28 protein-coding genes are annotated in these 24,076 nt (G+C 60.1%); 16 read left to right on the top strand and 12 right to left on the bottom strand.

What is annotated here, in order from left to right:
- Positions 1 to 5: 5 nt before the first annotated feature.
- From PSH96_RS08790 to PSH96_RS08800, 3 genes are all read left to right on the top strand, one after another.
- Positions 6 to 611: an arylesterase gene (locus tag PSH96_RS08790; RefSeq protein WP_305458683.1), complete on the top strand. Its 606-nt coding sequence runs from the start codon at positions 6 to 8 to the stop codon at positions 609 to 611.
- 58 nt (positions 612 to 669) lie between these two features.
- The gene (locus PSH96_RS08795) at positions 670 to 960 is read left to right on the top strand and encodes a hypothetical protein (RefSeq protein WP_017136142.1); all 291 of its coding nucleotides are present in this window, start codon (positions 670 to 672) and stop codon (positions 958 to 960) included.
- An 84-nt stretch (positions 961 to 1,044) separates the two neighbouring features.
- Positions 1,045 to 2,016 carry a L,D-transpeptidase family protein gene (locus PSH96_RS08800; RefSeq protein ID WP_219268071.1) on the top strand — a complete coding sequence of 324 codons (972 nt, stop codon included), beginning with the start codon at positions 1,045 to 1,047 and terminating at the stop codon, positions 2,014 to 2,016.
- A 135-nt stretch (positions 2,017 to 2,151) separates the two neighbouring features.
- Here PSH96_RS08800 and oprI read toward each other — a convergent pair whose 3' ends face one another.
- Positions 2,152 to 2,403: an outer membrane lipoprotei OprI gene (gene oprI / locus PSH96_RS08805; protein WP_003172710.1), complete on the bottom strand. Its 252-nt coding sequence runs from the start codon at positions 2,401 to 2,403 to the stop codon at positions 2,152 to 2,154.
- 622 nt (positions 2,404 to 3,025) lie between these two features.
- On the opposite strand from oprI, the gene PSH96_RS08810 reads away from it, so the two are divergent.
- On the top strand, positions 3,026 to 3,307 hold the full coding sequence (locus PSH96_RS08810) for a GNAT family N-acetyltransferase (protein WP_003189869.1): 282 nt from the start codon (positions 3,026 to 3,028) through the stop codon (positions 3,305 to 3,307).
- 149 nt (positions 3,308 to 3,456) lie between these two features.
- Here PSH96_RS08810 and PSH96_RS08815 read toward each other — a convergent pair whose 3' ends face one another.
- Together PSH96_RS08815 and PSH96_RS08820 are read right to left on the bottom strand one after the other, a co-directional pair.
- On the bottom strand, positions 3,457 to 4,533 hold the full coding sequence (locus PSH96_RS08815; RefSeq protein ID WP_017136144.1) for a 3-deoxy-7-phosphoheptulonate synthase: 1,077 nt from the start codon (positions 4,531 to 4,533) through the stop codon (positions 3,457 to 3,459).
- 130 nt (positions 4,534 to 4,663) lie between these two features.
- Positions 4,664 to 5,098, bottom strand: a complete 435-nt coding sequence (locus tag PSH96_RS08820) for a PilZ domain-containing protein (protein WP_058422834.1) — start codon at positions 5,096 to 5,098, stop codon at positions 4,664 to 4,666.
- Between PSH96_RS08820 and PSH96_RS08825 the strand changes: the two genes are divergently transcribed.
- The 5 genes from PSH96_RS08825 to cysB all read left to right on the top strand — a co-directional run bounded on the left by PSH96_RS08825 (position 5,097) and on the right by cysB (position 8,994).
- Positions 5,097 to 5,483 carry a co-chaperone YbbN gene (locus PSH96_RS08825; RefSeq protein WP_065929723.1) on the top strand — a complete coding sequence of 129 codons (387 nt, stop codon included), beginning with the start codon at positions 5,097 to 5,099 and terminating at the stop codon, positions 5,481 to 5,483. The two genes, PSH96_RS08820 and PSH96_RS08825, sit on opposite strands and share 2 nt — an antisense overlap.
- Positions 5,480 to 6,433: a putative 2-dehydropantoate 2-reductase gene (locus PSH96_RS08830; protein WP_305458684.1), complete on the top strand. Its 954-nt coding sequence runs from the start codon at positions 5,480 to 5,482 to the stop codon at positions 6,431 to 6,433. The genes PSH96_RS08825 and PSH96_RS08830 overlap by 4 nt, the downstream gene beginning before the upstream one ends.
- A gap of 16 nt (positions 6,434 to 6,449) precedes the next feature.
- Complete coding sequence (locus PSH96_RS08835) at positions 6,450 to 7,367, top strand: 5'-nucleotidase (protein ID WP_056857188.1); 918 nt, start codon at positions 6,450 to 6,452, stop codon at positions 7,365 to 7,367.
- A 48-nt stretch (positions 7,368 to 7,415) separates the two neighbouring features.
- Complete coding sequence (locus tag PSH96_RS08840) at positions 7,416 to 7,916, top strand: universal stress protein (protein ID WP_305458685.1); 501 nt, start codon at positions 7,416 to 7,418, stop codon at positions 7,914 to 7,916.
- Positions 7,917 to 8,019: 103 nt separating this feature from the next.
- Entirely contained in the window at positions 8,020 to 8,994 is a 975-nt protein-coding gene (gene cysB / locus PSH96_RS08845) for an HTH-type transcriptional regulator CysB (protein WP_003189876.1), read from the top strand.
- Between the two features lie 119 nt (positions 8,995 to 9,113).
- Here the strand turns inward: cysB and PSH96_RS08850 are convergent, their stop codons facing one another.
- Entirely contained in the window at positions 9,114 to 9,596 is a 483-nt protein-coding gene (locus PSH96_RS08850; protein WP_200432779.1) for a GreA/GreB family elongation factor, read from the bottom strand.
- Between the two features lie 12 nt (positions 9,597 to 9,608).
- Positions 9,609 to 9,989, bottom strand: coding sequence for a hypothetical protein (locus PSH96_RS08855; RefSeq protein WP_305458686.1), 381 nt, complete (start codon positions 9,987 to 9,989; stop codon positions 9,609 to 9,611).
- 132 nt (positions 9,990 to 10,121) lie between these two features.
- Here PSH96_RS08855 and earP point away from each other — a divergent pair, with 132 nt between their 5' ends.
- Positions 10,122 to 11,255, top strand: a complete 1,134-nt coding sequence (gene earP, locus PSH96_RS08860) for an elongation factor P maturation arginine rhamnosyltransferase EarP (RefSeq protein WP_305458687.1) — start codon at positions 10,122 to 10,124, stop codon at positions 11,253 to 11,255.
- Positions 11,256 to 11,304: 49 nt separating this feature from the next.
- Positions 11,305 to 11,877, top strand: coding sequence for an elongation factor P (locus PSH96_RS08865; protein WP_003218698.1), 573 nt, complete (start codon positions 11,305 to 11,307; stop codon positions 11,875 to 11,877).
- Positions 11,878 to 11,944: 67 nt separating this feature from the next.
- On the opposite strand, the gene PSH96_RS08870 is transcribed toward PSH96_RS08865, so the two are convergent.
- The 4 genes from PSH96_RS08870 to PSH96_RS08885 form a co-directional block, all read right to left on the bottom strand.
- A complete protein-coding gene (locus PSH96_RS08870) occupies positions 11,945 to 12,364 on the bottom strand; it encodes an organic hydroperoxide resistance protein (RefSeq protein ID WP_056857183.1) in 420 nt (139 codons plus the stop codon).
- 244 nt (positions 12,365 to 12,608) lie between these two features.
- A protein-coding gene (locus PSH96_RS08875) for an IS3 family transposase (protein ID WP_370694308.1) occupies positions 12,609 to 13,744 on the bottom strand; the annotation gives its coding sequence in 2 pieces (ribosomal slippage) (positions 12,609 to 13,495 and positions 13,495 to 13,744; 1,137 coding nt in all).
- A 114-nt stretch (positions 13,745 to 13,858) separates the two neighbouring features.
- A complete protein-coding gene (locus tag PSH96_RS08880) occupies positions 13,859 to 14,311 on the bottom strand; it encodes a MarR family winged helix-turn-helix transcriptional regulator (protein ID WP_305458688.1) in 453 nt (150 codons plus the stop codon).
- 79 nt (positions 14,312 to 14,390) lie between these two features.
- Complete coding sequence (locus tag PSH96_RS08885) at positions 14,391 to 15,341, bottom strand: LysR family transcriptional regulator (protein ID WP_056857181.1); 951 nt, start codon at positions 15,339 to 15,341, stop codon at positions 14,391 to 14,393.
- A 108-nt stretch (positions 15,342 to 15,449) separates the two neighbouring features.
- Here PSH96_RS08885 and PSH96_RS08890 point away from each other — a divergent pair, with 108 nt between their 5' ends.
- Complete coding sequence (locus tag PSH96_RS08890; protein ID WP_305458689.1) at positions 15,450 to 16,199, top strand: sulfite exporter TauE/SafE family protein; 750 nt, start codon at positions 15,450 to 15,452, stop codon at positions 16,197 to 16,199.
- Here the strand turns inward: PSH96_RS08890 and PSH96_RS08895 are convergent.
- Positions 16,189 to 17,070, bottom strand: coding sequence for a LysR substrate-binding domain-containing protein (locus PSH96_RS08895; protein ID WP_305458690.1), 882 nt, complete (start codon positions 17,068 to 17,070; stop codon positions 16,189 to 16,191). The genes PSH96_RS08890 and PSH96_RS08895 overlap by 11 nt on opposite strands.
- 70 nt (positions 17,071 to 17,140) lie before the next feature.
- On the opposite strand from PSH96_RS08895, the gene PSH96_RS08900 reads away from it, so the two are divergent.
- Together PSH96_RS08900 and PSH96_RS08905 are read left to right on the top strand one after the other, a co-directional pair.
- Complete coding sequence (locus PSH96_RS08900; RefSeq protein ID WP_305458691.1) at positions 17,141 to 17,347, top strand: DUF1127 domain-containing protein; 207 nt, start codon at positions 17,141 to 17,143, stop codon at positions 17,345 to 17,347.
- 45 nt (positions 17,348 to 17,392) lie between these two features.
- Positions 17,393 to 18,622, top strand: a complete 1,230-nt coding sequence (locus PSH96_RS08905; protein WP_305458692.1) for a winged helix-turn-helix domain-containing protein — start codon at positions 17,393 to 17,395, stop codon at positions 18,620 to 18,622.
- A 96-nt stretch (positions 18,623 to 18,718) separates the two neighbouring features.
- Here PSH96_RS08905 and PSH96_RS08910 read toward each other — a convergent pair whose 3' ends face one another.
- Positions 18,719 to 20,065 (bottom strand): class II 3-deoxy-7-phosphoheptulonate synthase, encoded by a 1,347-nt coding sequence (locus PSH96_RS08910; protein WP_017136160.1) that lies wholly within the window; start codon positions 20,063 to 20,065, stop codon positions 18,719 to 18,721.
- A 124-nt stretch (positions 20,066 to 20,189) separates the two neighbouring features.
- Between PSH96_RS08910 and PSH96_RS08915 the strand changes: the two genes are divergently transcribed.
- Positions 20,190 to 20,945, top strand: coding sequence for a spermidine synthase (locus PSH96_RS08915; protein ID WP_069788700.1), 756 nt, complete (start codon positions 20,190 to 20,192; stop codon positions 20,943 to 20,945).
- Positions 20,946 to 21,078: 133 nt separating this feature from the next.
- On the opposite strand, the gene PSH96_RS08920 is transcribed toward PSH96_RS08915, so the two are convergent.
- Positions 21,079 to 21,870, bottom strand: coding sequence for a crotonase/enoyl-CoA hydratase family protein (locus tag PSH96_RS08920; protein ID WP_305458693.1), 792 nt, complete (start codon positions 21,868 to 21,870; stop codon positions 21,079 to 21,081).
- 424 nt (positions 21,871 to 22,294) lie between these two features.
- On the opposite strand from PSH96_RS08920, the gene PSH96_RS08925 reads away from it, so the two are divergent.
- Positions 22,295 to 23,968 (top strand): DEAD/DEAH box helicase, encoded by a 1,674-nt coding sequence (locus PSH96_RS08925; protein ID WP_017136163.1) that lies wholly within the window; start codon positions 22,295 to 22,297, stop codon positions 23,966 to 23,968.
- The last annotated feature ends 108 nt before the right edge of the window (positions 23,969 to 24,076 follow it).

Consider the following 24,076-nt stretch of genomic DNA (forward strand, 5'->3'; position numbering starts at 1 on the left):
ATCCGATGCGAATGTGGTTTTTGAGTGCTGGCCTGGCCTTGATGTGCATGGCCCAGAACGCAGCGGCGGGTACAGTCCTGATCGTTGGCGATAGTATCAGTGCCGGTTTCGGGCTGGATACCAGCAAAGGGTGGGTAGCGTTGCTGGGACAACGGCTCAAGAGCGAAGGTTTCGACGATAAAGTGGTCAACGCCTCCATCAGCGGCGACACCAGTGCCGGAGGCCTGGCGCGGCTGCCGGCGGCGCTTGCAGAGCATAAACCGGATGTGGTGATTCTCGAGTTGGGCGGCAATGACGGTCTGCGTGGGCAGCCGCCAGCGCAATTGAAACAAAATCTTGCGTCGATGATTGACCAGTCCAAGGCCGGTGGCGCCAAGGTGCTGTTGCTGGGGATGCAGTTACCGCCGAACTACGGCCCGAAATACACCACGGCGTTTGCTGAGGTCTACGGTGCGTTGGCCAAGGAAAAAAACATTCCGTTGGTGCCGTTTTTCCTTGAAGGCGTGGGCGGTCATCCCGAGTTGATGCAAGCCGACCTGGTTCACCCGGCAGTCGGTGCACAGGGCAAGTTGCTGGAAAATGTCTGGCCGACGCTAAAACCGCTGCTATGACGCTTTTCTACCGGCAGGCTTTCGGCTAAGGTGGCGCCCCCCCGATCTGGAGCCCCCGATGTCGCGCCCTGCCTGGTCCCTGTTCAACTACCAACTGATCGAGCCTGACGAGCAGCTGGATCTGTTCGCCTGCCAGGAAGTCCGGGTGCATCTGGTTGCGCGTCAGCTGGAGCTGGGCGGCTCGATCGACCGCACGCTCTGCGGCACGTTATTGCCGGCGCAACCGCGCTGGTCATCGGTGGATCGTGCTATTTTTCAGGACCAGCGCCTGTGCCCGCTGTGCCGGGCGATTCTCGAATCGCAAAAGCGTGGCACGCCGCTGATCTGGCCGGAGCTGCGCTTCGAGTAGCAGCGGGGCAGGGTGATGCCTGGATCGCGCTTCACGTATACAATCAGTGTTTTCCTACCCGTCGTTCTGCGAAGGATTTTCCGGATGTTGTCGCGCCTTTCCGTCGTTACCTGCTGCCTGTCTCTTGCTGCCCTGTGTGCAGCCGGTTCGGCGTCAGCCTTGCAGTTGCCCTTGCCGCCGCCGGGTGAAGACATCGTCGGTCAGGTCCAGGTGATCAAGGCCAAGTACGAAGACACCTTCGCCGACCTGGGCACTACCTATGACCTGGGCTATTCGGAAATGGTCGCGGCCAACCCCGGCGTGGATGCCTGGTTGCCGGGTGCGGGCACCGAGATAGTGCTGCCCACGCGGTTCATCCTGCCGCCCGGCCCGCGCGAAGGTATCGTGATCAACCTGGCGGAATACCGGCTCTATTACTATCCAAAGGGCCAGAACGTGGTGTACACCTTCCCGTTGGGCATTGGCCGTGAGGGCTGGGGTTCGCCGGTCGCGCACACCACCATCACCGGCAAGATCCCCAACCCGACCTGGACCCCGCCAGCGTCCATCAAAGCCGAGCATGCCGCCAATGGCGACCCGCTGCCCAATGTGGTGCCGGCCGGGCCGGATAACCCGCTGGGGCCATTCAAGTTCACCTTGGGCACGCCGGGTTACCTGATCCACGGTTCGAACATGAAATTTGGTATCGGCACGCGTACAAGCCACGGCTGCTTCCGCATGTTCAACAATAACGTGCTGGAGATGGCCGACATGGTGCCGGTCGGCACATCGGTGCGCATCATCAACGATGCCTACAAGTTCGGCAGCAGTGGCGGCAAGGTCTATCTTGAGGCGCATACGCCGTTGAACGACGATGGCACGCCTTCGGTAGTCGACAAGCACACCGCCGTTATCAATGCCTTGCTCAAGCGCGAAGACCTGGCCAACAACTTGCGCGTCAATTGGGATCAGGTGCGTGACGTGGTGGCCGCCGAAGATGGCCTGCCCACCGAGATTGGCGTACCGGGTGCCAACACGCCGGTGGTGTCGAGCACGCCAGTCGATCTGCAGCAATAAGCCTGTTCGATCACAAGCCCGCCCAGGCCTTGCGCTATGGCGGGCTTTTTATTGCGCCGGATTCAGGGCTGAATGCCGGGCAATAAAAAAGCCGATCCAAGAATGGATCGGCTTGATAACAACCCCGAAGGATTATTACTTGCGGCTTGCTTTTTCAAGCATGCGCAGAGCGCGCTCGTTAGCTTCGTCAGCAGTCTGTTGTGCTTTTTGAGCAGCAGCCAGCGCTTCATCAGCTTTACGGTAGGCTTCGTCTGCACGAGCCTGGGAGCGAGCTGCTGCGTCTTCAGTTGCAGTCAGACGAGCTTCGGTTTCTTTGGAGACGCTGCTGCAACCGGTAGCCAGAACTGCGGCCAGAGCCAGAGCAGAGAATTTCAGAACGTTGTTCATCGTGTTCCCCTTCAAGGACTTTCTATTAAATGGCTACTTTCTCAGGGTGAGCTGATAGCCGGCGTACATACTACTCATTACTTGTAGTAAGTAAACTGACGTAGCGCAAGAAGCAAAAAAAATTCTTGTGCCGTATCTATTTTGGCTAATCTTTTGGAGGTTTGTATAAAAACTGCCCAGAAATTTTCATTTCGGCGGGAACTGGATCCAAGCTGAGAGGTCCGGCCAGCCTGTATCCCGCTGGGTAAGCGGGTGTAAATTTATATATCTACGATGACACTTTTTTTCAGTGGGTCTTTGCCTGGCCCGGCATCTTTTGCGCATGTAGGCGCATCTAGAGGTGACTTTAAGAGCGGCAGTTCGTCTCAAGCTTCAACTGCCGGCAATGTTCAGGCTATCGATCATCGATTGATCGAAGCCCTTTCTGTAACCGCCAGCGGCAAGGGATGACGAGTGCGCCTTGAGCTATTGCAGCATTGGTGCCTACTATTCTCTACGTGCTGGTTGTGAGCGCTATAGGTTTTCTCGTTGTCGAAACCGGCACGGGGTGGCGTAGATGTTCCTTCGCCGGAAAAACATCGGTAAGGTAGGGGTCGAAATCCAAGACCCGCGAGGAGTAGTGATGAGCGAGGCGTTGTCCATCCACCATGACCAGGCTGGTCATCAGTTCGAGACCAATGTGGACGGTCATCGTGCCTATCTGACCTATATGGACCTGGGCAAACAGACCCTGGACATCTATCGCACTTTCGTGCCCAACGCATTGCGCGGGCGCGGCATTGCTGCTGCGTTGACCGAGGAAGCGTTGAAGTTCGCCGAAGAGGCCGGGTACACCGTGATTCCTTCGTGCTCTTACGTAGAGCGCTACATGGAGCGCCACCAGCGCCATGCCGCGAAGCTCTGAATATTGAGGCAGGCGGGACGCGCAGCGTCCATGGCTGCATTCCCACGCAGAACCCCACGCAGAACATGGCAACGATCAAAAGCAACGATCAACAGCAACGAAAAAAAACGCCGGGCTAAGCCCGGCGTTTTTGTGTGCGCAGTTTAAGGTCAGGTGCGTTTGCGCTTGGGCAACACGTCCTTGAGCTTGGCATGCATGCTGCGCAGGGTGGTTTCGGTGGCGGACCAGTCGATGCAGGCATCGGTGATCGACACGCCGTACTGCAAGTCGGCCAGGTCTTTTGGAATCGACTGGCAGCCCCAGTTCAAATGGCTTTCGACCATCAAACCGATAATCGACTGGTTGCCTTCGAGAATCTGGTTGGCGACGTTTTCCATCACCAGGGGTTGCAGGGCCGGGTCCTTGTTGGAGTTGGCGTGGCTGCAGTCGACCATGATATTCGGCTTGATCCTGGCCTTGTTCAGCGCCTGTTCGCACAGCGCCACGCTGACCGAATCATAGTTGGGCTTGCCGTTGCCGCCGCGCAATACCACGTGGCCATAGGCGTTGCCCTTGGTGGTGACGATGGACACGCCACCTTCCTGGTTGATACCCAGGAAGCGGTGCGGGCTGGACACCGATTGCAGGGCGTTGATCGCAACCGTCAGGCCGCCATCGGTGCCGTTCTTGAAGCCCACGGCCGACGACAGACCGGACGCCATTTCGCGGTGGGTCTGGGACTCGGTGGTGCGTGCGCCGATGGCCGACCAGCTGATCAGGTCCTGCAGGTACTGCGGGGAGATCGGGTCCAGCGCTTCGGTCGCGGTCGGCAGGCCCATTTCGGCCAGGTCCAGCAGCAATTGACGACCGATATGCAAGCCGTCCTGAATCTTGAACGAGTCGTCCAGGTACGGGTCGTTGATCAAACCTTTCCAGCCGACGGTGGTGCGTGGTTTCTCGAAATAGACGCGCATCACCAGGTACAAGGTGTCGGACACTTCAGCCGCCAGCACTTTAAGGCGCTCGGCGTATTCGTGGGCGGCCTTGAGGTCATGGATCGAGCAGGGGCCGATCACTACAAAAAGGCGGTGGTCGGTGCCGTCGAGAATGTCACGAATGACTTCGCGGCCCTTGGTCACGGTCTGCAGCGCAGCATCGCTCAAAGGGATTTCGCGCTTGAGCTGATCAGGGGTGATCAGGGTCTCGTTGGATTCGACGTTAAGGTCATTGATCGGTAAATCAGCCATCGTGTTACTCGCCAGGGTCACGGGTGCCGGCCGCCAGCTATCCCCGTGCGGCGGGCACAGCATGATTTGAATGCAGGGGGGAGGAACCTTAGCGCGTAATACGGGGCCGCGACAATGGGCAAAGCCGGCTTTAATCCAGCACCGGCGCCACAAAGGTGTCGTGGGCGAACTCACTGGCATGGCGCGAAACCCACTCACGGGCCATGGTCTCAAGCTGGGCAGGGGTTGGCTCGGCGTCTTCGTGCAGGCGGCAGTAGCGTTCGATCTGGCACACTTGCTCGCCCATGCGCGCCCCGAACAAGGCATGTTCATCGGTAAAGGAAATGCCGATACGGTAGCCATTTTCGACTTTGCGACACCAGGCTACATAGCCCGGATAACGGGCGCTGGCGCCCAGTGACGGGATACGCAGATCAACCGCCGTGCCCTGGCGCCAGGCACGCGGGCAATTGCAGGCGACGCCGCCCAGGCCGATAGTGTGCAGGCGTTGGCGGGGAAGAGCGGGGGCGGGACGTTGGATTAACTCGACAGCGACATCATCAGGGTGAGGTAAAAAACGACCCATGTACACGGACTCCGAGCACCGTCCAATTGACGGCAGTGGCAGCAGTATAGTGAAGGAACTGGAATTGACCGACCTGGATATTGACCAGCAATTGCTGGGATTGCCAGGTATTTCGCTGCTGGTGTTTACCAGCGCAGGCTGTTCCAGTTGCCGTTGGGCACGCCAGCAACTGCCCGGCTGGAGGTTGCCGGTTGAGCGCGTGTGCTGGGTGGATGCCGGGCACAACGGCGGTGCGGTCGAGCGCTACCAGATCTTTCATTTGCCTGCGTTGTTCCTCGTGTGCGAGGGTCAATTCCTTGGGCAATTACACACGCGTCTTACCCAACCCGAGCTTGCGGACGCGATTAATCAAGCACTTACCCGTACTCCAGAGGATCTGCCATGACACCACAGTCGCCCCGCATCGGCATTATCGGCACCGGCGCCATCGGTGGTTTCTACGGCCTGATGCTGGCGCGTGCCGGGTTCGATGTGCACTTTCTGTTGCGCAGCGAATACGCGGCGGTTGCCGAGCACGGCCTGCACCTCAACAGTACCTTGCACGGCAAGCTGCACCTGCACCCGGTGCAGGCTTATGCCCAGGCGGCCGATATGCCGGCGTGCGATTGGCTGCTGGTCGGCACCAAATCCACCGGCAACGTGGATCTGGCCCCGACCCTTGCCCAGGTTGCCGCACCGGGCGCCAAGGTGGTACTCCTGCAAAACGGCCTCGACGTTGAAGACAGCCTGCGCGAACACCTGCCATCGTCGCTGCACCTGTTGGGCGGCCTGTGTTACATCGGCGTGCATCGTTCCGGGCCGGGTGTCGTCGAGCATCAGGCGCTGGGCCGTGTGAATCTTGGCTATCACAGTGGCACGGCGGCCGATGATGAGGCGCAGCAGAAAGCCATTGTCGAGGAGGGCGCCGCGCTGTTTCACCAGGCCGGCATCGAGTCCCAGGCCATGGCCAATGTGCACCAGGCGCGGTGGCATAAATTGGTCTGGAATGTGCCGTTCAATGGCCTCTCGGTGTTGCTGGGCACCGGCACCAGCGCGATGATGGCCGATGAGTCCAGCCGCGAACTGATCCAGGCCCTGATGACTGAAGTGGTGAAGGGCGCCCACGCCTGCGGCCATGAAATTCCCGGCAGTTACGTCGAGCAAATGCTCACCATGACCGACACTATGGCTGACTACCTGCCCAGCATGTACCACGACCACGTGCACAAACGCCCACTGGAACTGGCAGCGATCTACGCTCGGCCATTGGCCGCTGCCAAAGCGGCGGGCTGCGAATTGCCGCGCATGCAGGCGCTCTACCAGGCCTTGAGTTTTATTGATCGGCGCAATCGCTGAATTGGGGAGAAACACCATGGCGAAGGGATTGGGCGACAAACTGGTGCTGGCGATTTCGTCGCGGGCACTGTTCGACCTGAGCGACAGCCACAAGGTCTACCTGACCGAAGGGGTGGAGGCGTATCGCAAATACCAGATCGAACACGAGGAAGAAACCCTCGAACCCGGCGACGCCTTCCCGTTGGTCAAGAAGCTCCTGAGCCTCAACGCCAGCCTCGGGCGTGCCCGCGTCGAAGTGGTGTTGGTGTCACGCAACAGTGCCGACACCGGTTTGCGCGTGTTCAACTCGATCCAGCATTACGGCCTGGATATTTCCCGCGCCGCTTTCGTCGGTGGGCGTAGTCCCTATCCTTATTTGGCCGCGTTTGGTTGCCATCTGTTTTTATCGACCCATGCTGAAGATGTGCGCAGCGCTCTGGACGCTGGTTTCGCTGCGGCGACGATTCTGTCCGGCGGCGCACGCCGGGCATCGAGTGAAGAACTGCGCATCGCATTTGACGGCGATGCGGTGCTGTTTTCCGATGAATCCGAGCGGGTGTATCAAACCGGCGGGATAGCGGCGTTTCATGCCAGTGAGCGCGAGTCGGCACGCGAGCCTTTGCACGGCGGCCCGTTCAAGGGCTTCCTGGCAGCGCTCAACCTGTTGCAGCGCGAGTTTGCGGACGACGCCTGCCCGATCCGCACCGCCCTGGTCACTGCGCGTTCGGCGCCGTCCCATGAGCGGGTGATTCGCACCTTGCGCGAATGGGACATCCGCCTGGATGAGTCGCTGTTCCTTGGCGGCCTGGAGAAATCCGCGTTTTTGGAAGCGTTCGCCGCCGATGTGTTTTTCGATGACCAGGCCGGTCATTGTGAGAAAGCCAGGGAGGTGGTGACCACCGGGCATGTGCCCCATGGCATCAGCAATGAGTTGAAAATCCAGAGCGAGCACTAACTGCTAAGCTCAATCAATCCCCGCCATCCTGGCAGTCCAGGAGGTTCTATGATTCGTTCGATGCTGTATGCCACAGACCTCGGTCTGTATGCGCCGTATGTCATGCAACATGCGCTGGCGCTGGCCCGAACGTTCAAGGCGGATTTGTATGTGATCCATGTGGTTGAGCCGATCGGGTTGTTCGCCGAATCGGTGTTGCAAAGCTACCTTGATGAGAAGGCCCTGAGTGAATGGCAGAGCCAGGGCCTGAACACGGTGATGGCGACCATCGAGCAACGGGTGCTCGACAGTTTCCGCGAGGAGTTGGGGGAGGGCGAGCAAGACCTGCAGTTGATTCGCTCGGTGCGCGTGATCCAGGGGGACCCGTGCGAGGTGATTCTCGATGAGCTGCGTAAACTTTCCGTGGACCTGTTGATCGTAGGTAGTCATAGCCACGCAACCGCGGCCGCCACACCGCTTGGGCGCACGGCGGCGCGGGTGCTGCAACTGGCCACAGTGCCGGTTTACATGGTGCCGTCGCTGCAGCGTCGACGCAGTGATGACGCGTGATTGGTAAAAACGATAAAAAGTTCTAGATTTATCTGTCTGACCTTTAATATAGTTATATACCGTCGCTGATACCCGTGGCGTCTATCCGCTTTGAGGGACATATATGAAGCTTCAACAACTGCGCTACATCTGGGAAGTGGCGCACCACGACCTCAACGTTTCCGCTACCGCTCAAAGCCTTTACACCTCGCAACCCGGTATCAGCAAGCAGATCCGCCTGCTCGAAGACGAGCTGGGCGTCGAAGTGTTCGCGCGCAGCGGCAAGCACCTGACCCGAGTCACCCCGGCCGGTGAGCGCATCATCACCACCGCCGGCGAGATCCTGCGCAAAGTCGAAAGCATCAAGCAGATCGCCCAGGAATTCTCCAACGAGAAGAAAGGCACCCTGTCGATCGCCACCACCCACACCCAGGCGCGTTATGCCTTGCCGCCGGTGATCCGCGATTTCATCAAGCAATACCCCGATGTGGCCCTGCACATGCACCAGGGTTCGCCGATGCAGATCGCCGAGATGGCCGCTGACGGCACCGTCGATTTTGCCATCGCCACCGAAGCCCTCGAGCTGTTCGGCGACCTGGTGATGATGCCGTGCTACCGCTGGAACCGTTGCGTGGTCGTGCCCCAGGGCCACCCGTTGGCCAAGCTGCCTAAACTGACCCTCGAAGCCTTGGCTGAATACCCGATCGTCACTTACGTGTTCGGTTTTACCGGCCGTTCCAAGCTCGATGAAGCCTTCAGCCATCGCGGTCTCACGCCGAAAGTGGTGTTCACTGCCGCCGACGCCGACGTGATCAAGACCTACGTACGCCTGGGCCTGGGCGTGGGCATCGTCGCCAAGATGGCGGTCGACACCAACCTCGATAAAGACCTGGTGGTACTCGACGCCAGCGAATTGTTCGAGTCCAGCGTGACCAAGATCGGCTTCCGCCGTGGCACCTTTCTGCGGGGTTTCATGTGCGACTTCATCGAGAAGTTTGCGCCGCACCTGACCCGTGAAGTCATGGCCAAGGCGATCCAGTGCCATAACAAGCAGGAACTGGAAGAGCTGTTTGACGGGGTTGAATTGCCCGTCCACTGATATTGATTATTGCAAGTGTGGCGAGGGAGCTTGCTCCCGCTGGGCTGCGTAGCGGCCCCAAAAAGCTTGCGGGCGCTGCGCACCCGAGCGGGAGCAAGCTCCCTCGCCACAGGAGTGGTTTATTTGGCCTCGGTAACCGTAAAGTGCTGCCGGGCGCCCGCCACCAGAATCTCCACCTCATCACCCTCGAACTTGCCCAGCAGGCTTTTGCCCAGGGGCGAGCGCGGGGTGATGACGGTCACCGGCTGGCCCACCACATCGACTTTCAAGCCGGCTGCATCCGGCGCCAGGAACAGCCACTGCTGGCGGCCGTTCTCGTCCTCCAGGCCCAGTAGCGTGCCGACCTCTATCCCGCGTTGATCATCGTAGGCGCGTAGTTGCAGGTTCTGGCACAACGCCAGCGCTTGCTTGATCTCTTCGACGCGTTTGGCCTGCCCGGCTGCGAGGTAGGAAGCTTCCAGCCCCAAGGTGTCGTATTTGTTCTCCGCGATGTTTTCTTCGTGGGTCGCGGTTTCGTAGGCGGTCTGCGCGGCACGCTGGGCGATGTCGAGGTCGACGCTGAGCTTTTCCAGGATCAACTGGTGAACGGCATGTTTATTCATGGGTGTGCTGGGTCATTCGCAAAATTGCAGGACATTCGCCTTGCTCTTTTCATTGGGCGCGTTCTGGTCTTGTTGCAGCCAGAACTGGCATTTGGGGTTGGACAGGTTGCGCGCATTGTTGCGCGCCTGGTCCAGGGTTTGTTGCTGTTCCTGCTTGCGCAGGTTCTCGGTGTACTGCTCGAACATACGGTTCGCCGGCTCCGGCGCCACTGCGGCCGGTTTTCCGATCTGTTGAACGGCTTGTTGAACCGCTTGAGCCACGGGGGCGAGGCTTTGCGGGAACAGGTAGCGCGAGGCCAGCCAGGTGGTCAGCACAATGGCGATAAACCCCAGCCACAGGCCAAAGGCCACGGCAGCACTGAGCTTGAACAGCGACAACGGACGTTCAGACATGTTGGCCTCCTGGCAGGCATTGACGGCGTGGCGGCGATTGTCGCACAGCCACTGTGCAGAATAATCGCGATCAAGCCTTCTGCATCGGCGCATTTATGCGGACAATCGAACCTTTGAAGGTTGGAGCCCGGAATGAAAGCCCGCTGGGATATTTTTTGCAGCGTCGTCGACAACTACGGCGACATCGGCGTGACCTGGCGCCTGGCCCGGCAGTTGGTGGTGGAGCACGGGTGCGAAGTGCGCTTGTGGGTCGACGACCTGCGCGCCTTCGAGCGCATGTGCCCCGAAATCGATGTGCAGCTTGATCAGCAATGGCAGGAGGGCGTTGACGTGCGTCACTGGCCGGCCGACTGGCCGCAGACGCAACCTGCCGACGTGGTGATCGCCGCATTCGCTTGCCAGTTGCCGCCCGATTATATGGAAGCCATGGCCGCGTGCGAACGCACGCCGTTGTGGATGAACCTGGATTACCTCAGCGCCGAAGATTGGGTGGTGGGTTGCCATCGCCTGCCGTCGGTGAAGTTCAAGGGCGTGCAGAAGTACTTCTTCTTTCCGGGGTTTCGTCCGGGCACGGGCGGGCTTTTACGTGAAAGCGGGTTGTTGGAACAGCGTCAGGCATTTCAGCAAGACGGCGCAGCGCAACAACAATTCCTACAGTCCATAGGCGTCGTTCCGGCAGCCGGTGCGCGGCTGATTTCGTTGTTTGCCTATGAAAACGCCGGGCTCGCCAGCTGGCTGGAGGTGTTGGCGACGGATGGGCATGCCACTCATCTGCTGGTGCCGGAAGGCCGCATCCTCGGCGACGTGCAGCGCTGGCTCGGTGTCGAGGCGCTGGCGGTGGGCGATGTGCATCAACGCGAGGCGCTGACCGTGCAGGTGCTGCCGTTCGTGCGCCAGGAGCAATACGACCGCCTGCTGTGGTGCTGCGACTTCAACGCCGTGCGCGGCGAAGACTCGTTCGTGCGTGCCCAGTGGGCCGGGCGGCCGTTGCTGTGGCACATCTACCGCCAGGACGAAGACATCCATCTGGACAAGCTGGATGCTTTCCTGGCGCTGTACACCGCCGCGTTGTCGCCCGCCGCCAAGGTCGCAGTGGTGACCCTGTGGCAAGCCTGGAACGCTGATGGCGATATGGCTCAAGCGTGGAAAATGCTCATGGAACACTGGCCGGAGGTACACCTGCACGCGCAAACCTGGTGTCTGGAACAGGGCTTGCAGGCCGATCTTGCGACGGCGCTGGTACAGTTTTATGAAAGTTGGATATGATACGCCACCTTGAATTTTGTAAATCCCATCCAAATTTCGGATATATGCAATGAAAACTGGTAAAGAACTGAAACCCGGTACAGTGATCCGTCTCGAAAACGACCCTTGGCTGGTTCAGAAAGCTGAGTTCACCAAGTCTGGTCGTAACAGCGCAATCATGAAGACCAAGCTGAAGAACCTGCTGACCGGTTACAAGACCGAGATCGTCTACAGCGCCGATGACAAACTGGACGACGTGATCCTCGACCGCAAAGAAGCGACCCTGTCCTTCATCAGCGGCGACACCTACACGTTCATGGACACCACCGACTACACCATGTACGAGCTGAACGCTGAAGATATCGAAGCCGTTCTGCCGTTCGTGGAAGAAGGCATGGAAGACGTCTGCGAAGCGATCTTCTTCGAAGACCGTCTGGTTTCCGTAGAGCTGCCGACCACCATCGTGCGTAAAGTTGCCTACACCGAAGGTTCCGCTCGCGGCGACACTTCGGGCAAGGTAATGAAACCTGCCAAACTGGCTAACGGTACCGAGCTGCAGGTTGCTGATTTCATCGAAATCGACGACCTGATCGAGATCGACACCCGTGAAGGTGGTTCGTACAAAGGTCGCGCCAAGAAGTAATTCTGGCCAAACCGTACGACGCAAAAAGCCCGACCTAACGTCGGGCTTTTTTGTGCGCGTCTGTTAATCAGACCGTCACGTGCAGGCGCACATCGACGTTGCCACGGGTAGCGTTGGAGTACGGGCAGACCTGGTGCGCAGCGTCGACCAGGCTTTGCGCCTCGTCTTGTGCCAGGCCCGGCAGGCTGATGTGCAGGTCGATATCCAGACCGAAACCGCCGGGGATTTGACCGATGCCGACGTGGGCGGTGATCGAAGCGTCATCCGGGATTTTGCGTTTTGTCTGGCTGGCGACGAATTTCAGCGCGCCGATAAAGCAGGCCGAGTAGCCGGCGGCAAACAGTTGCTCCGGGTTGGTGGCCTGGCCGCCAGCGCCGCCCAGTTCTTTGGGCGTGGAGAGTTTGACGTCGAGGATGTTGTCGCTGGAAACAGCGCGACCATCACGGCCGCCGGTGGCGGTGGCTACTGCGGTATAGAGCGTTTGCATGGTGTCGTCCTCTTGAGTAGTTAGTGCTAAATGTTTGCGCACTAAGTAGTTGGTGAGGTAAATATATAGCGCTAATATTTAGTGCGCAAGATAAATTTACACAATATCTTCAGTTCTAATCAGACCCAATGTGGGAGCGGGCTTGCTCGCGAATGCGGTGTGTCAGTCGCCAGATGTGGTAACTGATCCACCGCTATCGCGGGCAAGCTGAACTGGTCAAGTAATCTTGGACACCATTTAAGGTTCACGCCGCCAGTCTCTCCCTGACGACCGGCGACCGGTAATCGTTGTAACTGTGAGGCCTGGAGATGTTGTAGCGAGAGACATAGCGCTGCACATCTGCCCGGGCCTCATGCTCTGATTCATAGCCCGTCTCAGGCACCCATTCTGATTTCAAACTTCCGAAGAAGCGCTCCATCGGAGCGTTATCCCAGCATTCGCCTTTACGACTCATGCTTTGCCGTAGCTCATGTTCCAGCAGCTCATTCCTGAACTTATGGCTCGTGTACTGACAACCTTGGTCTGAGTGAAACAGCACGTCTTTAGGGCGGCCTCTAAGCTCAACTGCCATCCGCAAAGCCTCGCAGGTCAGCGTGGCATCGGAAATCATAGAAAACGACCAACCCACGACCCGACGAGCAAACAAATCCAGAACTGCGGCGAAATACAGCCACCGCTTCCCGACTTTGATGTACGTCACGTCTCCACACCACACCTGGTTAACCGCCGTCACATCAAACTTGCGCTTGAGCACATGCGGGGCCACTAACGCTTCCACGCCGGGCGATTTGTACTTGTGACGTCGGCGCTGACGGCTGGCGATCCCCGCTTCGCGCATCAAACTGCGAGCCAAGTACCGCCCGATGCGATGCCCTTTCTCTTGCAGCTCCTTCGCCAAAGTTCTCGCTCCCGCAGAAGCCCGCGATGCCTTGTGATGCCTGACCAGCGCGGCCTTGAGCTTCTCCCGCTCAGGATTTGCTCTGCCTTGGCGCTGACGCCAAGCGTAAAAGCTACTTCTGTTGACGCCGAACGCCCGGCAACACCTGTTGACGCCGTACTGCTCGTCCAGCTCATCGATCAGCGTGAATGATCTTTGGCGTCCAAAAGCAGGAGAGCACTGGCCTTTTTTAGGATTTCGATGTCCAGGTCTTTCTCCCGAAGCAACGCTTTGAGCCTCTGAATCTCTCGTTGATCGGCAGTAATCGCCTTGGCGCCTACCGGCGTCGAGCCTAATCGCTCTTTACGCACCTGATCCACCCAGCGGCGCAAGGCTGTAGGGCCAATATCCAAACTGGCGCACACCTCGGGAACCTGCAGCCCTTCATCCAGCACCATGCTGGCAGCTTTGAGCTTGAACTCACTCGAATAAGATTTGCGCATATCCAAACACCTCAGATTTGGGCGCCATCATAGCGCCCGATTGAAGTGTCCAAAATCATTAGGCCAGTTCAAGCCCGCTCCCACATTTAAATTTTAAGTGTTTGGAAAATCGCGTCAGACCGCGTTCTGCAAATGACTACGCAACGCAATCAGATCCGCCTGCAGCTTGCGCAACTGCTCAAGCTGCATACCGCTCGCCCCCAGAATGCATTGCGGAATCCCCATCGCCTTTTCTTGCAGGGCACGTCCCGCTTCGGTCAGTTCCACCACTACCACCCGTTCATCTTCGCGCTTGCGGGTGCGGCTGAGCAGGCCTTCGGCTTCCAGGCGCTTGAGCAATGGCGTGAGGGAGCCCGGGTCGGTGAGCAGGCGGTGGCTGATTTCGCCGACGGTCAAGCCGTCCTCTTCCCACAGCACCATCATGGCCAGGTATTGCGGGTAGGTCAGGCCGAGGGCCTGCAGCAGCGGCTTGTAGACTTTGGTCATCAGCAGCGACGTGGAGTGCAGGGCGAAACACAGCTGGTTATCCAGCATCAGGTTTTCGCACGGGTTGGGATTTTTACTCATGGTGATGCCTTAAAAAGCGTGTCTGCCCAGGAATCTAGCGGGCAAACCTTTAATGCGCCAGATAATTCTGGCGCATCGGTCAGACCAAGCCGCTTTGCAGCGCCAGATCCCATGGCGGCACGGGGCTGAAACGCGATTTGAGGTATTCCAGCAGCAAGCGGCTGCGCGCATTGGGTTGCTGTTCCAGGCGCAACGCGTAGATGCCGGCGGTTTCCGGGCTGGGCAGTCCGTTTTCGCAAAACAGCGGCAGCAGCTCGCCGCGCACCAGGTATTCGCTGGCGAGCCACGTGGGCAGGTGGGCAATGCCCAGCCCGGCCAGGGCGCCAGACAGCAGGGCTTCGGCATTGTTGGCGCTCATGCGGATACGCCGCGGCCGGTAGAGGGTGCGGCGCCCATCCAGTTCGAAGCGCCAGGCGAACATCGGCGCCAGGCCGTCCCAGTCCAGGCCATCGTGCTCGCTCAGTTCGCGTGGGTGGCTGGGCGTGCCATGGCTTTTGAGGTACGCCGGGCTGGCGCAGGCGATGCGCACAATGCTCGCCAGGGGCGTGGCCACTAGGCGCGTGTCAACGATATGCCCGGCGCGCAGCACCAGATCGACTTTGCCCAGGTGCGCACCCTGCATATCGACAAAGCTGTCGATCAAGTGCAGGTGCACGTCGAGCCCAGGGTACACATTCAAAAAGTCGGCAATCACCGGCGCCAAGTGCCGTCGACCAAAGGCGGCGGGGGCGTCGACCCGGATCAAGCCTTCCGGCGCATGGCTCAGGGACACGGCTTCGGCGCGGGCCAGTTGCAATTCGCTGACGATCCGCCGCGCCCGCTCGGCGAAGGCCAGGCCCGCCGGCGTAGGCACCACCGCGTGGGTGCTGCGCTGGAACAGGCGGCTGCCCACCGAGCTTTCCAGGCTGTCGATGCGCCGCGCCACCGCCGAAGGTGTCAGTGGATGGCGGCGCGCGGCGGCGGAAAAGCTGCCGGCCTCCAATACATCCAGAAACAGGCTCAGTTGCTCGGTCAGGGTGTTGGGGTTCATGGGCGTGTGCTTATGCGAGATTGGCACAGCCATTGTGCGTTGCTGTGCGTTTCCGCGCTAGAGCCGACTGCGTAGCATGCAAGGCCTGGGCATCTGGAGTGGTGAGCTGTGGTGGATTTGGCGATGTATCTGGTATTGGGCGCGGCGCTCGGCACGGTCGGCGGCCTGTTTGGCATTGGTGGCGGGCTGATAGCAATTCCGGTACTGGGCGTGTTGTTCGGTCTGGATCAACAGATTGCCCAAGGCACGGCCTTGGTGATGGTCGTGCCCAACGTGATGCTGGCCTTGTGGCGTTACCACCAGCGCAACCGGATTGAATTGCGCCACGCATTGCCGCTGGGGGTCATGGGCTTCAGCTTTGCCTGGCTGGGTTCGATCTGGGCGGTGGGCCTGGACGCCGGGGCCATGCGCATCGGCTTCATCGCGTTCTTGCTGACGCTGGCGGCGTACAACCTGCTGCGCCTGTTTACCCGCAACGCGCCGCCGACCGCGCAAATGCGTTATTCCTGGCCATGGCTTGGCGTGCTGGGTGCCGCGTCCGGTTCCATGGGCGGCTTGTTCGGCGTGGGCGGCGCGGTGGTTGCCACGCCGGTGCTGACCAGTCTGTTCGGCACCACCCAAGTGGTTGCGCAAGGCCTGTCACTGGCCCTGGCATTGCCCAGCACCAGCGTGACGCTGGTCACCTACGCCTGGCACCATGAGGTGAACTGGGTGATCGGCGTGCCGTTGGCGGTGGGCGGCCTGCTGAGCATCAGTTGGGGCGTGAAAGTCGCCCATGCGCTGCCCGAGCGTGTGTTGCGCGGGCTGTTCTGCGCCTTCCTGGCGGTGTGTGCGGTGATGTTGACCTTTAAAGTCTGAAGCCTTCGACGATGTATTCCGCCAGGCATTCGGTGATCGGCGAGGTCATCGCCGGGTTGCGCAACAAGTGCAGGTTCATCGAGGGCAGTGGCGGGAAGCCTTCGTCACTGCTCAGGACTCGTAAGTCGTCGGTCACCAGGCTTTCCATGCACACCATCACGGCCAGGCCCGCGTTAACCACCGCCTGGATCGCCGCCACATTAGAGCTGTGGTAGGCCATGCGATATTCACGCCCGGCCGCATCCAGCGCTGCGCGAGTCCACTGGTAGTAGAGGCAGTCAGTACCGGAACCGGCCAGGGGCAGTGCCTCGTGCTCGTCCACGCAGAAGCACGGCGCCGCCGCCCACACCATGCGCTCGGTACGCAGCAACTCGCCGATTTCTTTGCCGGGCTCGCGGCTGATGACGGTCAGCGCCAAGTCTCTGCGTTGCATCAACACCGATGACGACTCACAGTGCATCTCGATCTGGATCAGCGGGTAGGCCTTGGAAAACTGTTTGAGAATGCCCGGCAGAAAGCGCATTACGTAGTCATCCGGCGTACCGATGCGCACCAATCCCACCATATGCGGCTCGCGCAGGGTGTTGAACACTTCACTGTGCAGTTTCAGGATGCGCCGTGCATAACCCAGTAATACCTCGCCTTCCGGCGTGAGCCTGACTTGTCGGCCATCACGCTCGAACAGCTTGCGTTGCAGCACGTCTTCTTCCAGCCGCTTCATCTGCATGCTCACTGCCGATTGCGTGCGGTTGACCAACTCGCCGGCGCGGGTAAAGCCGCCCTGGTCGGCAATGGCGACGAAGGTGCGCAGCACGTCGGTGTCGATGCTTGGGTAGCCGGACAATTGATCAATCTCCGAGATGTATTGCATAAGAAACATTCGTTGGATTGATCATAAGGCCAGGCACACACTTGCGCCATCCCCACTGGAGGGCGAGAAGATGAAAGGTCAGAAAGGTTTTGTGTTGCTGGGCAAACGCCCGTTTTCCGGGCTGTTGCGCACGGTCGCGCGTTGGCAGGCGCTGCATGAAGAACGTCATACCCTGGCAAGCTTGAGCGATGAAGCGCTCAAGGACATCGGGCTCAATCGCGGCGATGTCGAGCAGGAGCGTCACCTGCATTTCTGGCAAGACCCGCTGCGAAAATGACCCAGGATGCAGTAGGGTGGTCGGCGAGCCCACACGGAGAGACCCATGCCCGCCGACCTGTCCTTTTCCCTCAAGCAAGTACGCCGCATGGCGCTCGCGGCCCAGGGTTTTTCCGGGCGCCAGGCGCCAGCATTGATCAAGGCTGCGCACCTCAACCGTTTGATTGAGCGGTTGGGTGTATTGCAGATCGATTCGGTCAACGCCGTGGTGCGTTCCCATTACCTGCCGCTGTTTTCGCGCCTGGGCCATTACTCCCCGTTGATCCTTGAACACGCTGCCTGGAGCCAGGGCCGGCGCCGCTCGTTGTTTGAGTATTGGGGCCACGAGGCCTCTTTGCTGCCCATGGCGCTGTACCCGTTGATGCGCTGGCGCATGGAGCGGGCGAAGTTGGGGCAGGGCATCTATTCGCAGATGGCGCGCTTTGGGCGTGAGCAGCAGGCCACCATTCAGCGCGTGCTGCACACCGTCGAGCAGCAGGGCGCATTGGGCGCGGGCAGCTTGTCGACCCGCGAGGAGCGTGCCGGCCCTTGGTGGGATTGGAGTGAGGAAAAACACGCACTGGAATGGCTGTTCGCTGCCGGTTTGGTCACCGTCGCGGAGCGGCGCGGTTTTGAGCGGCTCTATGATTTGCCGGAACGGGTCATTCCTGCCGACATTCTTCAAGCGTCGGTGAGCGAAGCCGAAGCTCAGCGCGGCTTGCTGCTGCACAGCGCGACCGCATTGGGCGTCGCCACCGAAAAAGACTTGCGCGACTATTTCCGCCTCGACCCCGCCGACAGCCGTGGCCGCCTGGCCGAGTTGGTCGAGGATGGGCAGTTGCAGCTGTGCCAGGTGCAAGGCTGGAAGCAGCCGGCGTACTGCCTGCCTGAACCCAAAGTGCCGCGCAAAGTGCCCGCAAGCGCCTTGCTCTCGCCGTTCGATTCATTGATCTGGGAGCGCAGCCGCACCGAGCGTTTGTTTGATTTTCGTTACCGGCTGGAGATCTACACCCCGCAACACAAGCGGGTGTATGGCTACTACGTGCTGCCGTTTTTGCACAACGAACGGATCGCCGCACGGGTTGACCTGCGCGCTGAGCGCGCCAGTGGGCGCCTGGCGGTGCACGCGGTGCATGAGGAGGAGCCGGGGCTGGATGAGGAAGGGATGCAGGCGTTGGCCCTGAATCTGCGGCAGATGGCGGCCTGGCTGGGGTTGGAGCAGGTGCAGCTCAATTGCCAGCGGCCGAGTGCGGCGCGGCTTCGGGTGGCGATGCTCAGCTTGGGTGTTGAACTTTAGTACGCCATCGCGGGCAAGCCCGCTCCCACAGGGGAGTGCATTCCAAATGTGGGAGCGGGCTTGCCCGCGATGGCGTCGGCCCAAGCAACTAAAATCTCAGCGTTTGACTTGCTTCAACGTCTCGGCAATCAGAAACGCCAATTCCAGCGACTGATCGGCATTCATCCGTGGGTCACAGTGGGTGTGATAACGGTCCGACAAACCATCTTCGGTAATCGGCCGCGCGCCGCCGATGCATTCGGTGACGTTCTGCCCGGTCATCTCGATATGAATCCCGCCGGCATAGCTGCCTTCGGCCTGGTGCACCTGGAAGAACTCCTTCACCTCGCCAAGAATCTGCGCAAAGTCGCGGGTCTTGTAGCCACTGCTGGCCTTGATGGTGTTGCCGTGCATCGGGTCCGAACTCCACAGCACCTGCTTGCCCTCGCGCTGCACCGCACGAATCAGGTTGGGCAGGTGGTCGCCGACCTTGCCGGCGCCCATGCGCGCGATCAGGTTGAGGCGGCCTGGGTCGTTGTCCGGGTTGAGGATGTCGATCAGGCGGATCAGGTCCTCAGGCTTCATGCTTGGGCCGACCTTGACCCCGATCGGGTTGTTGACCCCGCGCAGGAACTCGACGTGGGCGCCGTCCAGCTGACGGGTGCGGTCGCCGATCCAGAGCATATGGGCCGAGCAGTCGTAGTAGTCGTTGGTCAGGCTGTCGCGGCGCACGAAGGCCTGTTCATAGTTCAACAGCAGCGCTTCGTGGGCGGTGAAAAAACTGGTTTCGCGCAGTTGCGGCGAGCTGTCCATGCCGCAGGCGCGCATGAACGCCAGGGTTTCGTCGATGCGGTCGGCCAGTTGGCTGTATTTTTCGGCCAGTGCGGAGTTGGCGATAAAGTCCAGGTTCCACTTGTGCACCTGGTGCAGGTCGGCAAACCCGCCCTGGGCAAACGCACGCAGCAAATTCAGGGTGGCAGTGGACTGGTGGTAAGACTGCAGCAGACGGTCCGGGTCCGGCACGCGGCTTTTTTCGTCGAAGCCGATGCCGTTGACGATGTCGCCCCGGTAGGCGGGCAGGGTGACGCCGTCGATGGTTTCATCGTTGGCCGAGCGCGGCTTGGCGAACTGGCCGGCCATGCGCCCGACCTTGACCACCGGGCAACCGGCGGCGAAGGTCATCACAATCGCCATCTGCAACAGCACTTTGAAGGTGTCGCGGATTTTTGCCGCAGAAAACTCGGCAAAGCTCTCGGCGCAGTCGCCACCCTGCAACAGGAAGGCGCGGCCCTGGGTCACTTCGGCAAACTGGCGGCGCAATTCGCGGGCTTCCCCGGCAAACACCAGTGGCGGGTAGCTGGCCAGGCTTTGCTCCACTTGCAGCAAGTGCGCAGCGTCCGGGTACTGGGGTTGTTGCTGGATCGGCAGGGCGCGCCAGCTGTCGGGGCTCCAGGGTTGGCTCATCATGAACTCGATAGGTTGATTGACGGTCGGGCGCCAATGTTAGCAGCAATTAGTGCGTGACCTGTTGCCGCCGCTTGGCCGACAATCGCGCCTTTGCCGTGCGGTAAACCCATTAGGAGTAGTGATGAGCGAGGAGCGTGTCGAGCGCCTGCTGGCCGAAGTCCATGATGATTTCGGCATGATCCGTGTGCTCGAAGTGGCCGATTACCGTTTTCTCGAGTTTGGCGATGCCATCGAGCAAAGCTGCGTGTTTACCGCCGACCCGAGCTGGCTGGAGTACGACTACACCCGTGCGATGTTGATTGGCGCGTTGTGCCATGAGCAACCGGAGAGCGCGCTGTTCCTCGGCCTGGGCGCCGGCACGCTGACCCAGGCGTGCCTCAAGTTCCTGCCGCTGGAAGACGTCGAGGCCATTGAACTACGCCCCGATGTGCCGCGCCTGGCCATCGAGTATCTGGGGCTGGATGACGACCCGCGCTTGTACATCCGCATTGGTGACGCGCTGCAATTGCTCGATACTGCCGAGTCGGCCGACCTGATCTTTGTCGACCTGTATACCGATGTCGGCCCAGGCGTCGGGCACCTGGCCTGGACCTTCCTGGAAAACTGCCAGAAAAAACTCAACCCCGGCGGCTGGCTGGTGATCAACCAGTGGGCGACCGATGACGGTAAACCATTGGGCGCGGCGTTGTTGCGCGGGTTGTATCACCGGCATTACTGGGAACTGCCGGTGAAGGAGGGCAATGTGATTTTGCTGGTGCCTTCGGAGCTGGATCAGGAATTGGATCTGGGTGCCCTCACAGCGCGCGCCGAGGCCTTGGCGCCGCGGTTGGGGTATTCGTTGCAGGCGCTGATCAAGGCGATTCGGCCGGCGACTTAGTTGCCTGTTCCGGCCTCTTCGCGAGCAAGCCCGCTCCCACATTTGTACGCATACATCCTTTGGAATGCAGTCGAATGTGGGAGCGGGCTTGCTCGCGAAGAGGCCATTCCTGTAGACAGCTATTCCAGGGTATTCAAATCCCCTTGAACACCCCCGGCCGCTTCTCAACCATGGCCCGCACGCCCTCTTTGGCATCCTCACTGTTCAACAATTTCTCCACCACCGCCTGCAACTCGGCCGCTGCCACGGCTTCACCTTCCATGCGCGCCTGACGCGCCGACATCAACGTTGCCTGCACGCCCAGCGGCGCCTGGCGGGCAATGCGGCTGGCCAGTTCGATGGCGCGCGGCAGCAGGTCTTCACTGGCCATCACTTCCTGTACCAGCCCCAGCCGCAGCGCCTCATGGGCGTCGAATTCATCGCCGGTCAGCAGCCAGCGCATGGCGTTGCCCCAGCCGGCAATCTGATGAAAGCGCAGGGTCGCGCCGCCGAACGGGAAGATCCCGCGCTGCACTTCCATCTGGGCAAAGCGCGTGTTGCTGGCACAGAGGTTGATATCCGCCGCCAGCATCAACTCGATGCCGATGGTCAGGCAGTAACCCTGGGCCGCGACGATCACCGGTTTATTGACGCGCGGGCCGGCAAACACGCCCCACGGATCGCACCCGCCCAAGGGGGGTTGCCAGCCTCCCGACATCACGCCACTGACATTGGCCAGGTCCAGCCCGGCGGTAAAATGCTCGCCGTGGGCAAATACCACGGCCACCCGAGCGTCGTCGTTTCGATCAAATTCGCCATAGGCCAGGCTCAGCTCATTGAGCAGGTCCAGGTCAAAGGCGTTACGCTTGGCTACTCGATCCAGCCCCAACAGCAGGACATGACCCTGTAATTCACGGCTGACGCGACTGCTGCTGACTTGATTCATCGGGGGTGGCCTCGGGGGCTTGGGTAGGTTTTCAGACCTATGGGTCTTGATGCACAGGTGAACCGTTTAAGTGTTGTGACCAACAGGGCCGGGCCTTTGAAAAATAGACCTTGGTGCGGGTATACGCAAAGGCTGTGACGCAGCGCGGTATATCGGCACTTTCGGATAAAAAAAGCTCCCTTTTTCAGCTATTTCCGGTATAGTGCGCGCCGGCCTTTAACCGGGCCGCGTTTAGGTAGCGCAATTCCCCGAAGTCAGCTTCGGCTGCACGTCCGCACAGCGGACTCTCCCTTGACGAATCTTTTTCATTCATTCGTTTTCGCAAATCCCCGCCGACAAAGCAGCCAGGGCGACTCTTGAGTCTCAACACGGCATGCGCAGCTTTGGAGCATGGGTCTTTGCGGATGCACTTAGAGGCAGACCCATGACCCAGGAAACCGGCGGCTTCGCCGCTTTTAATCTTAACCCGAACATTCTTGCTGCCGTCATCGCGACCGGCTACGAAGAACCTTCGGCTATTCAGCAGCAATCGATCCCGATCATCATGGCCGGCCAAGACATGATTGGCCAGGCGCAAACCGGTACCGGTAAAACCGCCGCGTTCGCCCTGCCTATCCTGCACTGTATCGATCCTGCCAAGCGCGAGCCGCAAGCCCTGATCCTGGCGCCAACCCGTGAGTTGGCGCTGCAAGTAGCAACCGCTTTTGAAACCTACGCCAAGCAAATGCCAGGCGTAACCGTTGTGGCCGTTTACGGCGGCGCGCCTATGGGCCCACAACTGAAAGCAATCCGTAACGGCGCACAGATCGTTGTCGCCACCCCGGGCCGTCTGTGCGACCACCTGCGTCGTGACGAGAAAGTGCTGTCGACCGTGAACCACCTGGTTCTGGACGAAGCTGACGAAATGTTGAAGCTGGGCTTCATGGATGACCTGGAAGTCATCTTTAAAGCGCTGCCACCGACCCGTCAGACCGTGCTGTTCTCGGCCACCCTGCCACAGTCGATCCGTGCCATTGCCGAACGCCACCTGCGCGATCCGCAACACGTGAAGATCCAGACCAAGACTCAGACCGTTACCGCGATCGAACAGGCTCACCTGTTGGTTCACGCTGACCAGAAGACCTCGGCTGTATTGAGCCTGCTGGAAGTCGAAGACTTCGACGCCCTGATCATGTTCGTGCGCACCAAGCAAGCGACCCTGGACCTGGCCAGCGCCCTGGAAGCCAAAGGCTACAAAGCCGCTGCGCTGAACGGTGACATTGCCCAGAACCAACGTGAGCGCGTGATCGATTCCCTCAAGGATGGCCGTCTGGACATCGTTGTGGCGACCGACGTTGCCGCCCGTGGCCTCGACGTTCCACGTATCACCCACGTGTTCAACGTTGACATGCCTTACGATCCAGAGTCCTACGTTCACCGTATCGGCCGTACCGGCCGTGCGGGTCGCGAAGGTCGTGCATTGTTGCTGGTGACTCCACGTGAGCGCCGCATGCTGCAAGTGATCGAGCGTGTAACCGGTCAGAAAGTTGCCGAAGTCCGCCTGCCGGATGCCCAGGCCGTTCTCGATGCGCGCATCAAGAAACTGACCAACAGCCTGTCGCCGCTGGTGGCTGACGCTGAATCGACCCACGGCGACCTGCTGGACCGCCTGACTGCCGATATCGGTTGCACCCCACGTGCCCTGGCTGCAGCTCTGCTGCGCAAAGCCACCAACGGTCAGGCCCTGACCCTGGCAGCGATCGAGAAAGAACGCCCACTGGTACCGAACAACGCGCCACGCGGTGATCGTCCAGAGCGTACTGGCGACCGTCCGGACCGTGGTGATCGTGAGCGTCGCGCTCCGGTTCCATTGGCTGAAGGCCGTGCTCGTTGCCGTACCGCGCTGGGCGCGCGTGACGGTATCGCCGCCAAGAACCTGCTGGGCGCTATCCTCAACGAGGGTGGCCTGGCGCGTGAAGCCATCGGTCGCATCCAGGTGCGTGACAGCTTCTCCCTGGTGGAGCTGCCGGAAGACGGCCTGGAAAAACTGCTGGCCAAGTTGAAAGACACTCGCGTTGCCGGTAAGCAGCTGAAGCTGCGTCGCTACCGCGAAGATTGATCCGCCTTTGGGCTGATTGATCGCACATAAAAAATCCCCGACTGGTTCGGGGATTTTTTTTGCCTGGCATTTCTTTCGGATCAGCACCCGATCAAATGTGGGAGCTGG

It is taken from the genome of Pseudomonas sp. FP2338 (genome assembly GCF_030687515.1).
GTDB lineage: Bacteria > Pseudomonadota > Gammaproteobacteria > Pseudomonadales > Pseudomonadaceae > Aquipseudomonas > Aquipseudomonas salomonii.

Bases quoted from the DNA above. Each gene is read 5' to 3' on its own strand.
- PSH96_RS08790 (WP_305458683.1), top strand. From the start codon at position 6: ATGCGAATGTGGTTTTTGAGTGCTGGCCTGGCCTTGATGTGCATGGCC.
- PSH96_RS08795 (WP_017136142.1), top strand. From the start codon at position 670: ATGTCGCGCCCTGCCTGGTCCCTGTTCAACTACCAACTGATCGAGCCT.
- PSH96_RS08800 (WP_219268071.1), top strand. From the start codon at position 1,045: ATGTTGTCGCGCCTTTCCGTCGTTACCTGCTGCCTGTCTCTTGCTGCC.
- oprI (WP_003172710.1), bottom strand. From the start codon at position 2,403: ATGAACAACGTTCTGAAATTCTCTGCTCTGGCTCTGGCCGCAGTTCTG.
- PSH96_RS08810 (WP_003189869.1), top strand. From the start codon at position 3,026: ATGAGCGAGGCGTTGTCCATCCACCATGACCAGGCTGGTCATCAGTTC.
- PSH96_RS08815 (WP_017136144.1), bottom strand. From the start codon at position 4,533: ATGGCTGATTTACCGATCAATGACCTTAACGTCGAATCCAACGAGACC.
- PSH96_RS08825 (WP_065929723.1), top strand. From the start codon at position 5,097: ATGTACACGGACTCCGAGCACCGTCCAATTGACGGCAGTGGCAGCAGT.
- PSH96_RS08820 (WP_058422834.1), bottom strand. From the start codon at position 5,098: ATGGGTCGTTTTTTACCTCACCCTGATGATGTCGCTGTCGAGTTAATC.
- PSH96_RS08830 (WP_305458684.1), top strand. From the start codon at position 5,480: ATGACACCACAGTCGCCCCGCATCGGCATTATCGGCACCGGCGCCATC.
- PSH96_RS08835 (WP_056857188.1), top strand. From the start codon at position 6,450: ATGGCGAAGGGATTGGGCGACAAACTGGTGCTGGCGATTTCGTCGCGG.
- PSH96_RS08840 (WP_305458685.1), top strand. From the start codon at position 7,416: ATGATTCGTTCGATGCTGTATGCCACAGACCTCGGTCTGTATGCGCCG.
- cysB (WP_003189876.1), top strand. From the start codon at position 8,020: ATGAAGCTTCAACAACTGCGCTACATCTGGGAAGTGGCGCACCACGAC.
- PSH96_RS08850 (WP_200432779.1), bottom strand. From the start codon at position 9,596: ATGAATAAACATGCCGTTCACCAGTTGATCCTGGAAAAGCTCAGCGTC.
- PSH96_RS08855 (WP_305458686.1), bottom strand. From the start codon at position 9,989: ATGTCTGAACGTCCGTTGTCGCTGTTCAAGCTCAGTGCTGCCGTGGCC.
- earP (WP_305458687.1), top strand. From the start codon at position 10,122: ATGAAAGCCCGCTGGGATATTTTTTGCAGCGTCGTCGACAACTACGGC.
- PSH96_RS08865 (WP_003218698.1), top strand. From the start codon at position 11,305: ATGAAAACTGGTAAAGAACTGAAACCCGGTACAGTGATCCGTCTCGAA.
- PSH96_RS08870 (WP_056857183.1), bottom strand. From the start codon at position 12,364: ATGCAAACGCTCTATACCGCAGTAGCCACCGCCACCGGCGGCCGTGAT.
- PSH96_RS08880 (WP_305458688.1), bottom strand. From the start codon at position 14,311: ATGAGTAAAAATCCCAACCCGTGCGAAAACCTGATGCTGGATAACCAG.
- PSH96_RS08885 (WP_056857181.1), bottom strand. From the start codon at position 15,341: ATGAACCCCAACACCCTGACCGAGCAACTGAGCCTGTTTCTGGATGTA.
- PSH96_RS08895 (WP_305458690.1), bottom strand. From the start codon at position 17,070: ATGCAATACATCTCGGAGATTGATCAATTGTCCGGCTACCCAAGCATC.
- PSH96_RS08900 (WP_305458691.1), top strand. From the start codon at position 17,141: ATGAAAGGTCAGAAAGGTTTTGTGTTGCTGGGCAAACGCCCGTTTTCC.
- PSH96_RS08905 (WP_305458692.1), top strand. From the start codon at position 17,393: ATGCCCGCCGACCTGTCCTTTTCCCTCAAGCAAGTACGCCGCATGGCG.
- PSH96_RS08910 (WP_017136160.1), bottom strand. From the start codon at position 20,065: ATGAGCCAACCCTGGAGCCCCGACAGCTGGCGCGCCCTGCCGATCCAG.
- PSH96_RS08915 (WP_069788700.1), top strand. From the start codon at position 20,190: ATGAGCGAGGAGCGTGTCGAGCGCCTGCTGGCCGAAGTCCATGATGAT.
- PSH96_RS08920 (WP_305458693.1), bottom strand. From the start codon at position 21,870: ATGAATCAAGTCAGCAGCAGTCGCGTCAGCCGTGAATTACAGGGTCAT.
- PSH96_RS08925 (WP_017136163.1), top strand. From the start codon at position 22,295: ATGACCCAGGAAACCGGCGGCTTCGCCGCTTTTAATCTTAACCCGAAC.